The 12,893-nt window shown below is 71.7% G+C and carries 10 protein-coding genes; 4 read left to right on the top strand and 6 right to left on the bottom strand.

Features of this window, described 5'->3' with window-relative positions:
• Positions 1-60 precede the first annotated feature (60 nt).
• From CLV46_RS08400 to CLV46_RS08380, 5 genes are all read right to left on the bottom strand, one after another.
• Positions 61-777 (bottom strand): cobyric acid synthase, encoded by a 717-nt coding sequence (locus CLV46_RS08400; protein ID WP_157802275.1) that lies wholly within the window; start codon positions 775-777, stop codon positions 61-63.
• Entirely contained in the window at positions 774-2,018 is a 1,245-nt protein-coding gene (locus CLV46_RS08395; protein ID WP_100364352.1) for a MurT ligase domain-containing protein, read from the bottom strand. The genes CLV46_RS08400 and CLV46_RS08395 overlap by 4 nt, the downstream gene beginning before the upstream one ends.
• A gap of 3 nt (positions 2,019-2,021) precedes the next feature.
• The gene (locus CLV46_RS08390) at positions 2,022-3,359 is read right to left on the bottom strand and encodes an RNA polymerase sigma factor (protein ID WP_211282169.1); all 1,338 of its coding nucleotides are present in this window, start codon (positions 3,357-3,359) and stop codon (positions 2,022-2,024) included.
• Between the two features lie 153 nt (positions 3,360-3,512).
• Entirely contained in the window at positions 3,513-4,844 is a 1,332-nt protein-coding gene (locus CLV46_RS08385) for an MFS transporter (RefSeq protein WP_100364350.1), read from the bottom strand.
• A 21-nt stretch (positions 4,845-4,865) separates the two neighbouring features.
• Positions 4,866-5,783, bottom strand: coding sequence for a proteasome assembly chaperone family protein (locus CLV46_RS08380; RefSeq protein ID WP_100364349.1), 918 nt, complete (start codon positions 5,781-5,783; stop codon positions 4,866-4,868).
• 84 nt (positions 5,784-5,867) lie between these two features.
• Here CLV46_RS08380 and CLV46_RS08375 point away from each other — a divergent pair, with 84 nt between their 5' ends.
• From CLV46_RS08375 to sucB, 3 genes are all read left to right on the top strand, one after another.
• Positions 5,868-7,340, top strand: coding sequence for a leucyl aminopeptidase (locus tag CLV46_RS08375; RefSeq protein WP_100364348.1), 1,473 nt, complete (start codon positions 5,868-5,870; stop codon positions 7,338-7,340).
• Positions 7,341-7,435: 95 nt separating this feature from the next.
• The gene (gene lpdA / locus CLV46_RS08370; RefSeq protein ID WP_100364347.1) at positions 7,436-8,809 is read left to right on the top strand and encodes a dihydrolipoyl dehydrogenase; all 1,374 of its coding nucleotides are present in this window, start codon (positions 7,436-7,438) and stop codon (positions 8,807-8,809) included.
• 62 nt (positions 8,810-8,871) lie between these two features.
• Positions 8,872-10,539 carry a 2-oxoglutarate dehydrogenase, E2 component, dihydrolipoamide succinyltransferase gene (gene sucB / locus CLV46_RS08365; RefSeq protein ID WP_100364346.1) on the top strand — a complete coding sequence of 556 codons (1,668 nt, stop codon included), beginning with the start codon at positions 8,872-8,874 and terminating at the stop codon, positions 10,537-10,539.
• Here the strand turns inward: sucB and CLV46_RS08360 are convergent.
• On the bottom strand, positions 10,524-11,984 hold the full coding sequence (locus tag CLV46_RS08360) for a protein kinase (RefSeq protein WP_100364345.1): 1,461 nt from the start codon (positions 11,982-11,984) through the stop codon (positions 10,524-10,526). The genes sucB and CLV46_RS08360 overlap by 16 nt on opposite strands.
• Positions 11,985-12,180: 196 nt before the next feature.
• Between CLV46_RS08360 and CLV46_RS08355 the strand changes: the two genes are divergently transcribed.
• Positions 12,181-12,882, top strand: a complete 702-nt coding sequence (locus CLV46_RS08355) for a DUF4191 domain-containing protein (protein ID WP_100364344.1) — start codon at positions 12,181-12,183, stop codon at positions 12,880-12,882.
• The last annotated feature ends 11 nt before the right edge of the window (positions 12,883-12,893 follow it).

The raw sequence follows: 12,893 nt of genomic DNA, 5'->3' as shown, positions 1-12,893 counted from the left end.
GACCACTGACACGGAACGCCGGGCACCTTCGGGTGCCCGGCGTTCGTCGTATCTGTGGCGTCAGGCGGTGAGACCCACGCTCGCCGCGATGGCGAGTCGTGCGTCGGCCGCGTAGCGGTCGATGCGGGAGAACTCGGGTGCGGCGGTCGTGTACCGCTCGCCGAGTGCGGCGGTGAGCAGGGCATCCGCCATGGCCGGGTTCTTCGCGAGCACCGGACCGTGCAGGCGGGTGCCGATGAGGGATCCGACCTCCACCCCGTCGGCGCCGTCGCCGTCACCGACGCCGTGCGCGACGCGGCCCAGGGCCGAGGTGCCCGCCTCGAGCACGAGCCGGCGGGCGTGGTTCTCGTACCCGACGAGGCGACCGTGGCGGGAGTCGACGAGCAGGTCGCCGGATGCGCGCTGGGAGAGCGGCACGGCACGAGCGGCGATCAGACCGAGCCCCGGGATGGCGTTCCCGGCACCGAGGTCCACCTCGCGGGTGAGGAGTTCGAGGCCGGTGCCGACGGCGAGCACCGGCACGCCGTCGGTGAGCCATGCGTCGAGCGCGGCCCGGAGCGGAGCCAGCCCGTCGCGCACCGCGGCGAGGTCGCCGTCGGTCGAGGAGCCGAGCACGATCGCCGTGGGACGCGCCGACGGCAGGTCCTCCGCCGTCCCCACGGGCACGACGTCGGCGGGCACGCCGGCCCAGCGGGCGCGCTGGGCGAGCACGAGGGCGTTCTCGGCGTCGCCGTTCACGTTGGTGAGCTGCGGCAGCAGCGCGAGCACGGCGCTCACGAGTGCAGCCCCAGGTGGGCGCGGATGCGACGCATGGGGTCGGCGGTGAACACGATCGTCTTGCGTCCGGCCACCGGTTCGGGCAGAGCGAGGAACTCGTCGACCGCGCGCGGCAGGTCGGTGCTGACCTTCTGCACGGGCACTCCCTGGTATTCGAGCTGCAGGGCCATCTCGGGCGCCTTCGACCCGGTCACGGTGTGCACCCGGCGGAGCCTCCGCGCGTCGACGGGCCAGAAGTAGCCGGGGTCCCGCACGTCGGAGCCCATCGCGACGAGCACCTGGTCGAGCTCTTCGGGCAGGTGGTCGACGTTGAGCTGGAAGCTCGTGGGATTCTGCACGAGCACGAACTCCACCTCGCGGCCGCGCACGGTGAGCACCTCGCCGCGCCCGAAGACGGGCGGCATCGCCGAGATCGCGGCGACCGCGGTCGTCAACGAGAACGCGTCGCCGAGGAGCGTCGCCGCGCCCGCGAGGGCCGCCGCCGCGTCGACGGCGTAGTGCACGCCGCGGGCCGGCAGCCCGACCTCGGCGCTCTCCCCCGCCCAGCTGACGGTCGCGGTGCGATCCCCCACGGCGGTGATGATCAGCCCGTCGGTCGTGCGTGCGTCGCTCGTGCGGGTCGTCCCCAGACCGCGCGGGAGACCCGCGAGCACCGTGTCGGTGACCCCGAACCGGGTGACCCGCACGCGGGAGGCGATCTCGCCGGCGAGAGCTGCGACGAAGCCGTCGTCGGCGTTGAGGACGACCGCGTCGGTCGTCGAGGTCGCGATCGTGCGCAGGTGACGCGCGACCTGCTCGGAGTCGTGGAACCGGTCGATCTGGTCGGTCATGACGTTGGTCAGCACCGACAGCTTCGGACGGAGGTCCGGGGCGATGCGCGCCCCGTGGGCCTCGTCCATCTCGAGCACCGCCACGTCGGCGTCGATACGCCCGGCGAGGCTCGTGCGCTCGAGAAGCGCCGAGGTGAGCCCCTGGGCGATGTTCGCCGTCGAGGGGTTCGTGAACACGCGGCGCCCGTGGGCGTCGAGCACGGCGACGAGCATCTTGGTCGTCGTCGACTTGCCGCTCGAGCCCGAGACGACCACGAGTCCCTCGGGGAAGGAGCGCAGCGTGTCCGCGAGGAACCGCGGCGCGATGCGGTTGACGACGAGTCCGGGCACGGCGGAGCCGCCCCCGCGCTTCCGCAGGCGTGCGAGCGTGCGCACCCCGCGGCCGACGAGGACCGCAGCGGCGTACTTCACGGCTTACTCGAGGTAGTCGCGCAGCGACTGCGACCGCGACGGGTGGCGCAGCTTCGCCATCGTCTTCGACTCGATCTGGCGGATCCGCTCGCGCGTGACCCCGAACGTGTCGCCGATCTGGTCGAGGGTCTTCGGCATGCCGTCACCGAGCCCGAAGCGCATCCGGATGACTCCGGCCTCGCGCTCGCTCAGCGAATCGAGCAGGCTCTCGAGCTGCTTCTGCAGCATCGTGAAGCCCACCGCATCCGCCGGCACGACCGCCTCGGTGTCCTCGATGAGGTCACCGAACTCGCTGTCGCCGTCTTCACCGAGCGGAGTGTGCAACGAGATCGGCTCGCGACCGTACTTCTGCACCTCGATGACCTTCTCGGGGGTCATGTCGAGTTCGCGGCTCAGTTCCTCGGGCGTGGGTTCGCGACCCAGGTCCTGCAGCATCTGGCGCTGCACGCGGGCGAGCTTGTTGATCACCTCGACCATGTGCACCGGGATGCGGATGGTGCGCGCCTGGTCGGCCATCGCGCGGGTGATCGCCTGACGGATCCACCACGTGGCGTAGGTGGAGAACTTGAAGCCCTTCGTGTAGTCGAACTTCTCGACGGCACGGATGAGGCCCAGGTTGCCTTCCTGGATCAGGTCGAGGAACTGCATGCCGCGGCCGGTGTAGCGCTTGGCGAGGGAGACCACGAGACGCAGGTTGGCGCCGAGCAGGTGGCTCTTCGCGCGCTGCCCGTCCTTCGCGACCCAGGCGAGTTCGCGGCCCAGCTGCGACCGCTTCTCGGCCTCGGCCATCTGCGACAGCTTCTCTTCGGCGAACAGGCCCGCCTCGATGCGCATCGCGAGCTCGACCTCTTCGGCCGCGTTCAGGAGCGCGACCTTACCGATCTGCTTCAGGTAGTCCTTGACCGGGTCCGCCGTCGCGCCGGTGATCGCGGCCGAGTAGACCGGGACCTCGTCCTCGTCGTCGGTGGAGGTCAGACGGAGTGCGCCGGTGGGCAGCTCCTCGTCCTTGCCCGTCGACTCTTCGTCGTCCGACTCCTCCGCGTCCTTCGTCTCCTCGACGACCGGCTCGTCCGCCGTCTCGACATCGGCCGTGTCCGCGACGACATCCGGCGTGTCCGCCTCGTCGATCACGGGCTCGCCGTCGAGCTCCTCGTCGTCGGTGTCGTCCGCGGCCTTGGTGGCCTTCGTCGAACGGGTGGCCTTCGTCTTGGGGGCGGCCTTCGCCGCCGGCTTACGAGCGGGCTTCTTCGCCGCCGTGGTCGTGGTCTCGGTCTCCTCGACCGCATCGGCGTTCTGCGACGTCTCGGCCTTCGCCTTCGCGGCCGTCGTTCGTGTCGCCATGCGCACCTCTCAAAGTTTTCGGGCAGTACTAAGACCCATGTCAAGTCCTGGGCTCGACCGCCGGGGAGAGGCGGACGATGACACGGGACAGACCGGGTCTTCAATAATCGATTATGGCACGGATCGGGCTCGCCGGCCGACCGGACGGTCGCCTCAACCTGCCGAACGGCGGCGCCATCTCCTCATCAGTGCAACCCAGATGGGGGCCACTTCTATTCCTTCTTCCTCGTGCAGCTTGCGCCGCGTGCGACGGCGAGCCGAGACGAGGAAGACCACCCCGATCCCGACGATCACGTACTGAACGAGGAACGCGAGACGGAAGTGGTCGAACGAGTACAGCTCCTCGGGCGCCCCGCTGCCCCCCGCGGCGCGGTCGAGCCCGTCGAGCACGAGACCGACGAGGAACATCATCACGAAGCTCGCGAGGAATCCGCCCACGTTGACGACGCCGTTGGCCGAGCCGAGGCTGCGCAGCGGGTTGAAGGTGCGGGCGAAGTCGAAACCGATGAGCGAGCCGGGACCGCCGACCGCCACCGTGACGAAGAGCAGGATGACCGCCCACAGCGGAGGTCTGCCCGGCCAGGCGAGCACGATCGCCCACGCGACCCCCATCGCGGCGACGATGCCGAGCACGATGTTGCTGCGGCGCATCGGGAATCGCGCGGTGAGCAGCCCGAGCACGGGACCCGACAGCACTCCCCCGACGACGATGAGCATGAGCATCGCGGAGGCGCCCGACGCCCCGTAGCCGAGGGCGACGGACAGGAACGGGAACCCCCACAGCAGGGTGAGCATGGTGCCGGAGGACTGCGTGACGTAGTGCGACCAGAAACCGAGTTGCGTACCCGGTCGGCCCAGCGCATCCCGTAGCCGTGTGAGCGCCTTCGTCGGCAGGGTGATCGGACCGGAGAACGCGGGTACCTCCCGCCCGTTGTCGACCAGCAGCAGCACGAGCACCGCCGAGAGGGCGGCCAGAGCGCCGGCGGAGAGGAACGCGGCACTCCAACCGAGGTCGTGCAGCAGCAGCGCGAACGGCAGCGCGGAGAGCACCTGCCCGAACTGGCCGACGGTGCCGGTCCACTGGGAGACCTGCGGCAGCACGCGACCGTCGAACCACGACGGAAGCAGGCGGATGACCGAGATGAAGGTCATCGCGTCGCCCGCTCCGACGAGGATGCGACCGAGCACGGCGAGCCCGATGTCGGGGGCGAGCCCGAGCACGCTCTGCCCGGCGGCCATGAGCACCGCGCCCCCCGCGATGAGCACGCGCGGTCCGACACGGTCGAGCAGCACGCCCACCGGGATCTGCAGTCCCGCGTAGACGACGAGCTGCGCGACGGTGAGGCTCGAGAGGGTGGTGGCGTCGACCGAGAAGCGGTCCGTCGCCTGCACTCCCGAGACGCCGAGCGTCGTGCGTTGCAGCACGGCGGTCACGTAGGCGAAGACCGCGACCCCGTAGACGACCCAGGCGCGCGCGGAATTCACACGGTCAAGCCTAGGAGCGCGTCAGTTGCTGCCGTCGTCGTCGCGACGACCCGCGAGGAACTTCTCCAGCTCCGCGGCGATCGCGTCGGCGCTCGGGACCTCGCCGTCGATGTCGGTCAGCGGCGACCGGAGGGGGTTGTCCTCCATGTAGGAGTCGTGGCGCTCCTCGAGCGTCGCCACGAGCTTCTGCAGTTCGGCGTTCCCCTGCACCTGGTCGTCGACGCGGGCGAGGAAGTCGCGCCCCTCTTCGCGCAGGCGGTCGGTCGGGAAGATGAGCCCGGTCGCGGCGCTCACACTCTCGAGGGCGCTGAGCGCGGCGAGCGGGTACTCGGTGTCGGCGAGGTAGTGCGGAATGAGCAGCACGAAACCCGCGGTCGGATGCGCGAGCTGCTGCAGCCGGTACTCGACGAGGTGCAGGGCGTTGGCCGGCACCTGGGTGTGCGGCCGCCACACCGAGAGGCTCTCGATGAGATCGGCGCGGTTGCCGCTCACGGTCACGCCGATCGGGCGGGTGTGCGGCACGGGCATCGGGATGGCGTGCACCCACGTCGTGGTCGACACCTCGAACCGGTCGAGCAGCTGCAGAACGGCGGAGGTGAACCGCTCCCACTGGAAGTCGGGCTCGTAGCCGGTGAGCAGCAGGAACCGGGTGCCCAGCTCGTCCTCGACGAGGTAGAGCTTGAGCTCGGCCGGCTGGTAGCCGGTGAGGTGGTCCTGATCGAAGTAGATCGTGGGGCGACGCGCACGGTAGTCGAGCAACTGGTCGGAGTCGAAGGTCGCGACCACCCGGTGCTCGAGCGTCGTCAGCAGGTACTCGCTGAACTGGCTCACCGCACCTCCGGCGTCGGCGAATCCCGTCAAGCCCGCCACGAGGGGCAGACCCGTCGGCACCTCACCGATCGCGTCGTTCAACTCGTACAGTCCGGCCGGATCACGCATCCGTTCATCGTATCCGCGTGACCCCCTGCGACCTCGCCCGTGAGCGCGCGCCCAGAGCGAACACGCCGCGGATACCATGGCCGGATGACGGCCCCCCGACTCTCCCTCGACCCCCGATCGCCCCTCGAACTCGACGTGGACGTGCTCGTCGTGGGGGTGGGCAACGGTCCCGCCCTGCTCGGTGAGGGCTGGCCGGGGGACCTCGCCGCGCTGCCCGCGTCGATCGGCTTCACGGGCGCCGTCGACGACGTGCGGCGCATCCCCGCACCGGCCGGCGTGGCCGCCGGTTCGGTCGCCTTCGTGGGCCTCGGCAACGGCACCGACGCGACGGCCCTGCGCAACGCGGCCGGTGCCGCGGCGCGCCAACTGCTCGGTGTCGAGAGCATCGGGCTCGCCCTTCCCGCCAGTACCCCTGAGGAGGCGCTCGCGGTGCTGGAAGGGGCCGCGCTCGGCGCGTACGTGATGCCCAGCTGGCGGAAGGCGGAACGCACCGCCGCCCAGGAGCCGGCCGCCCGCATCCTCGTGGCGTCGAGCATCGACGACACGGCGCTCGTCGAGCGCGCCGGCGCCGTGGGCGACGCGGTCCGTGCCGTCCGCGACCTGGTGGCCGCCCCTCCCTCGCACCTCTACCCCGAGACCTTCGTCGAACGCGTCCGCGAGCTCGCGGAGGGACTGCCCGTGGAGATCGAGGTGCTCGACGAGGCGGCGCTCGCCGACGGCGGCTTCGGCGGCATCCTCGCCGTCGGCGCGGGGTCGACCCGCGGCCCGCGGCTCGCGGTCGTGCGCTACGCGCCGGAAGGTGCCCGCAAGCACCTCGCCCTGGTCGGCAAGGGCATCACGTTCGACAGCGGCGGCCTCTCGCTCAAGCCCGCGGCCTCGATGGTCGGGATGAAGTACGACATGACGGGCGCCGCGACGGTGCTCGGCGCGACGCTCGCGGCGGCGCGCCTCGGCCTCGACGTCCGGGTCACCGCGTGGCTGTGCCTCGCCGAGAACATGCCCTCCGGCTCCGCCGTACGACCGAACGACGTCATCACGGTGCGCGGGGGCACGACGGTCGAGGTGCTCAACACCGATGCCGAGGGCCGTCTCGTGCTCGCCGACGGTCTCGTCGCGGCGAGCGAGGAGCAGCCCGACGCGATCGTCGACGTCGCGACGCTCACCGGAGCGGCTCGCGTCGCGCTCGGCCTGCGCTACGCGGGGATCATGGGCGACAAGGAGCTCGTGGACCGGGTGGTCGCGATCGCGGACGACGCGGGCGAACTGCTGTGGCCGATGCCGCTGCCCGCGGAACTGCGTCCCCTCATCTCCTCCGACGTCGCGGACCTCGTCAACGCGCGGCCGGGGAACACCGCCGCCGGCATGCTGCTCGCGGGCGTGTTCCTGCGCGAGTTCATCGGCGGCACCGACGAGGCGCGCATCCCGTGGGCGCACCTCGACATCGCCGGACCGGCGACGAACGACGGCGGCGGATACGGCTACGTCGGCAAGGGCGCGACCGGCATCGCCGTGCGCAGCCTGCTGGGTCTCGCCGACGAGCTCTCGGGCGCGAAGTAGTAGGGTCGACGAGGGCGAGTTCGTCTCGCCCTCACTGGCCCGCCGCCCACCCCGCCGGCGGCCGTTCGCACTGATCCGCACGAGGGAGTTACTGGGTGCCTGAGCAGAATTTCGATCTTGTCGTTCTGGGCGGAGGCAGCGGTGGTTACGCCGCGGCGCTGCGAGCCAGCCAGCTCGGCATGTCGGTCGGTCTCATCGAGAAGAACAAGCTCGGCGGCACCTGCCTGCACGTCGGCTGCATCCCCACGAAGGCGCTGCTGCACAGCGCCGAGATCGCGGACGCCGCGCGCGACTCCGCGAAGTACGGCGTCACGGCGACGTTCGAGGGCATCGACATCTCGGCCGTCACCGCCTACCGGCAGGGCATCGTCCAGAGCAAGTGGAAGGGCCTGCAGGGCCTCATCAAGGCCCGCGGCATCACGGTGATCGAGGGCTCCGGCCGTCTCACCTCGCCCACCACGGTCCAGGTGGGCGACACCACGGTGACCGGCAAGAAGGTCGTGCTCGCGACCGGTTCGCAGTCGCGCACCCTCCCCGGCCTCGAGATCGGCGGCCGTGTCATCACGTCGGAGCAGGCGCTCGAGCTCGACTTCGTACCGAAGAAGGTCGCCGTCCTCGGCGGTGGCGTCATCGGCGTCGAGTTCTCGAGCGTGTGGAAGTCGTGGGGTGTCGACGTCACGATCATCGAGGCGCTCCCCCACCTCGTCCCCAACGAGGACGAGGCCATCAGCAAGCAGTTCGAGCGCGCCTACCGCAAGCGCGGCATCGACTTCAAGCTCGGCGTGCGCTTCCAGAGCGTGTCGCAGGACGAGAACGGGGTCGTCGTGACCCTCGAGAACGGCGAGACCGTCGAGGCCGACCTGCTGCTCGTCGCCGTCGGCCGCGGCCCGGTCACCCAGGGTCTCGGTTTCGACGAGGTCGGCGTCGCGATGGACCGCGGCTACGTGCTCACCAACGAGCGCCTCGAGACCAACGTGCCCGGCGTCTACGCCGTCGGCGACATCGTGCCCGGCCTGCAGCTCGCACACCGCGGCTTCCAGCAGGGCATCTTCGTCGCCGAGGAGATCGCGGGCCTCAAGCCCGTCGTGATCGAGGACGTGCACATCCCCAAGGTCACCTACTCCGACCCCGAGGTCGCGTCGGTCGGCCTCTCCGAGGCGAAGGCCGTCGAGAAGTACGGCGCCGACAAGGTCTCGGCCTACGACTACAACCTCGCCGGCAACGGCCGCAGCCACATCCTCGGCACCTCCGGCTCGATCAAGGTCGTCCGCGTCGTCGACGGCCCCGTCGTCGGCGTCCACATGATCGGCGGTCGCGTCGGCGAACTCGTCGCCGAGGCGCAGCTCGTCGTCAACTGGGAGGCGTACCCCGAAGACATCGCGCCGCTCATCCACGCCCACCCCACGCAGAACGAGGCGCTGGGCGAAGCCTTCCTGGCACTGGCCGGAAAGCCGCTGCACGCCCTCTGAACCGCGGGGCGCGCAACTAAGCTGTACACACCGTCACACACGGGCAATAAGGAGCATCACTGATGAGCGAATCCGTCAACCTCCCGGCACTCGGAGAGAGTGTCACCGAGGGCACGGTGACCCGCTGGTTGAAGAACGTGGGCGACCGCGTCGAGGTCGACGAGCCGCTGCTCGAGGTCTCCACCGACAAGGTGGACACCGAGATCCCGTCCCCCATCGCGGGCGTGGTCGAGGAGATCCTCGTCGGCGAGGACGAGACCGTCGAGGTCGGCACCCCGCTCGTGCGGATCGGTGACGGCTCCGGTGGCGGCGACTCGAGCGCGCCCGGTGAGCAGGCTCCCGCCGCCCAGGAGGCGCCCGCCGCCCCCGCGCAGGAGGCCCCGCAGCAGGAGGCTCCCCAGCAGCAGCAGCAGCCCGCGCAGGAGGCTCCGCAGCAGGCTCCGGCCGAGCAGACTCCGGCGCCCGTGAGTGCCGCTCCGGCCGAGACCGCGCCCGCGGCCGCCGCACCGGCCACGGCCCCCTCGATCGACGCGCCGGCCGCGGAACCGCAGATCCCGCAGGCGGAGTCCACCGAGGTGCCCACCGACGGAGCCCCGGCCCCCGGCGAGGAGCCGCAGCCCGCGGAGGCGCCCGCCCCCGCCCCGGAGGCCGACCAGCCCCCGGCGGCGCAGGACTCCCCCGCGCCGACCGGCGCTCAGCCGGGCGACGAGCCCGCGTCGCAGCCGGCACCCCAGGCCGAGCAGCCCGCAGCCGAGCCCGCCCCGCAGGCGGCGCCGCAGGCCGAGGCCGCCCCGTCGTCGGACGACGAGTCCGGTGCGAACGCCGGCTACGTGACGCCGCTTGTGCGCAAGCTCGCTCACGAGAAGGGCATCGACCTCGCCTCCCTCACCGGCACCGGTGTCGGCGGTCGCATCCGCAAGCAGGATGTGCTCGAGGCGGCCGAGAAGGCCCAGCCTGCCGCGGCGGCCGCCGAGGCGCCGGCCACTCCGGCACGCCAGAAGCTCGAGGACTCGCCGCTGCGCGGCACCACGGTGCCGATGTCGCGACTGCGCAAGGTCGTCGCCCAGCGTGCCGTCCAGTCGCTGCAGACCTCCGCTCAGCTCACGACCGTCGTCGAGGTCGACGTGACGAAGGTGGCCGCACTGCGCGACCGCGTGAAGGCGTCGTTCCTCGAGAAGACGGGCACGAAGCTGTCGTTCCTGCCGTTCTTCGCCCTCGCCGCCGTGGAGGCGCTGCGCGCCTACCCGGTGATCAACGCGACCGTCGACGGCGAGACGATCGTCTACCCGCCCACCGAGAACCTGAACATCGCGGTGGACACCGAGCGCGGCCTGCTCACGCCGGTCATCCGTGACGCGTCGACCAAGGACATCGCCGGGCTCGCCCGCGAGATCGCGGATCTCGCCGCGCGCACCCGCGAGAACAAGCTCAAGCCCGACGAGCTCGCCGGCGGCACGTTCACGCTGACGAACACCGGTTCGCGTGGCGCGCTGTTCGACACGCCCCTGGTGTTCCTGCCGCAGTCGGCGATCCTCGGCACCGGCATCGTGTCGAAGAAGCCGGCCGTCGTGTCGGTCGACGGCAACGATGCGATCGCGATCCGCTCGACCGTGTACCTCGCGCTGAGCTACGACCACCGCATCGTCGACGGTGCCGACGCCGCCCGCTTCCTCGTCGCGGTGAAGAACCGCCTCGAGGAGGGCGACTTCGAGGGTCAGCTCGGTATCTGATCCCCCGCGACGATGTCGCGGATGCGCCACCCGGCCTCGGTCCTGACCATCAGGACCGAGGCCGGTCCGCGTTCCGGGGTGTCCACGCGCATCAGCACCGCCCCGCCGAGGTCCTGCACGAGCTCCACGGTTCCCGCCGTCGCCGGATCGGGCCACGGCGGATCGACCCGTCCCGTCGCCACACCCGCGTCGAGTGCGCGCCGGTCGTCGGTGAGCACGGACGATCCCGGATGCGCGACGCGGTCGAGGCAGTCGGCATCGAGGTCCGCGAAGCACTGCGATCGCAAGGACAGCAGCGCGTGCGCTGCTGCGACCGGCTCGTCCGGCGCGGACTCCCCCGGTGTCGCTCCCGCGGTGCCCCGCTCTGCGTCGTCGACGTGCCCGACGTCCGCTTCGTGCGACGGGTCGGGAGTGCTCCCCTGCGATGCGTCGACGTCGCCCGAACCGGACGCGACCGCGCCCGCATCCGCCTCGAGCAGCGCCACGAGGCCCGATCCGGCGACGAGGAACGCACCCGAGACCGCGGCGGCCACCCAGTAGCGCCGCCTCACGCCGCGGAGCCGGGTGAGCAGCCCGGCGGCGGAGGGCGGGCCGCCGTCCGCTCCGCGGCGGGCCACCCGGCGTGCCACCGCGTCCCACCGGTCGGTGACGAGCGACCTGAGCTCCTCGGGAACGAGACGCCAGAGACCGGTGGCCGGTTCCGACATGTGTCGGACCGGAGGCGAGACCGGCGTCGCACGCCCCAGGAGCCCGCGCACCGCACCGGAGGCGGCGATCCGGATCGGTTCCGCCGGCCCGAGGTCGAACACGCGCTCGGCGAGGGCGGCCGGGAAGTCGCCGTCCGCCCCGCCCTCCACCCACGATCGCAACGCCGCGACCGCATCGCCGCCGTCGACCACACGGTCGAGCACAGCGAGAGCGAGGGCCCGCAGCGCGGCGACATCCGAACGCAACATCGGATCCGCCTCCCTCGCGGCCGGGGAGTGCCCCGCGAGGCCGGATCGCGCGGCCCCGAATCGCGCGAGCACCGGCGCGCCGTCGCTCCGGAACAACACCGCGCTCGCCGACAGCGCCCCGTGCGCCACCCCGCGACCCTGCATCCGTTCGACGGCCGTCGCGAGGGGCTGCAGCAGCGTGATCGCCTCCCCCGGCGACAGATCCTCCCGCTCGGCCAGCAGCGCGCCGAGATGCCGGGATTGCAGCAGCTCGAGCACGAGCACGGGAGAGCCGTCGGGTGCCGATCCCAGGTCGAGCACCTCGACGACGTGCGGGCCCGCGGCCGCGAGCAGCGCGGCCAGTTCGCGTTCCGCGTCGGCGGGCGAGGACGGATGACGGAGCACCTTGAGCGCGACCGCTGCCTCCCCCACTCGGCCGAGGTACACGTCGGCGCGGGTCCCGGCGCCGACGCGGCGCAGCACCTGGGCGCCGGCGAGGACCGAGCCCACCGGCCGACCTCTCTCCCCTGCCGGCGCGGGCGGTTCCGTACCGGTGTCCGAGGGGAGGATGGCCATGCCGCCCAGCGTGCCCCGCGCGACCGCCGTGCGGGCCGTCGCCCGGGCCATCTGGGGACGAGCGGGCACGCGTTCCGCTCAGGGAGGACGACCGGGCCCGGCGGGTCGCCGAGGCCGTATCCTTGATGCCATGGCACGCACCCCCACGCCCGCGAAGGAACCCGGTCGCATGAAGCAGATGTGGCAGGTGTTCCAGATGACGCGGCGGTACGACTCGCTCGCCGTCTGGTACATGCTGCTCGCGTTCGTGCTGCCCCTGGCGCTCGGCATCGTGCTCGCCGTCGTCTTCGGCGCAGGCAACCCCGTCGTGCTCGTGCTCTACATCGTCGCCGGTCTCATGGGTGGTCTGCTCGGCACGCTCATCGTGCTCGGCCGCCGTGCGGAGAAGGCGGCGTACTCGCAGATCGCCGGCCAGCCGGGCGCCGTCGGCGCCGTGCTCAAGAGCTCGCTGCGCCGCAGCTGGCGCGCGAGCGAGATGCCGGTCAACGTGAGCCCGCGCACCCAGGACGCGGTGTACCGCGCCGTCGGCAAGGCCGGCGTCGTGCTCATCGGCGAAGGCCCGCGCTCCCGCACCCAGCGGATGCTCGACGACGAGCGGCGCAACGTCGTGCGCGTGCTGCCGAACGTGCCGGTGCACTTCATGTACGTGGGTCCCGACGCGGACTCCACGCCGCTGCACAAGGTCTCCCGCGGCCTCAACAAGTACAAGAAGTCGCTCAGCCGCGCCGAGGTCGTCGCGGTGTCGAACCGTCTCAACTCGCTCGGCAAGAACGGCCTGCCGATCCCCAAGGGCGTCGACCCGATGCGCGTGCGCGCGCAGCGTCCGCGCTGATCCGAACGCCG

This window comes from Diaminobutyricimonas aerilata (assembly GCF_002797715.1).
Taxonomy (GTDB): Bacteria; Actinomycetota; Actinomycetes; order Actinomycetales; family Microbacteriaceae; genus Diaminobutyricimonas; species Diaminobutyricimonas aerilata.
This window is presented reverse-complemented; position numbering and strand designations above follow the sequence as displayed.

What these genes read in the sequence shown, in the direction of transcription:
- CLV46_RS08380 (WP_100364349.1), bottom strand. Translation starts at nt 5,783, where the DNA reads ATGCGTGATCCGGCCGGACTGTACGAGTTGAACGACGCGATCGGTGAG.
- CLV46_RS08390 (WP_211282169.1), bottom strand. Translation starts at nt 3,359, where the DNA reads ATGGCGACACGAACGACGGCCGCGAAGGCGAAGGCCGAGACGTCGCAG.
- sucB (WP_100364346.1), top strand. Translation starts at nt 8,872, where the DNA reads ATGAGCGAATCCGTCAACCTCCCGGCACTCGGAGAGAGTGTCACCGAG.
- CLV46_RS08375 (WP_100364348.1), top strand. Translation starts at nt 5,868, where the DNA reads ATGACGGCCCCCCGACTCTCCCTCGACCCCCGATCGCCCCTCGAACTC.
- CLV46_RS08355 (WP_100364344.1), top strand. Translation starts at nt 12,181, where the DNA reads ATGGCACGCACCCCCACGCCCGCGAAGGAACCCGGTCGCATGAAGCAG.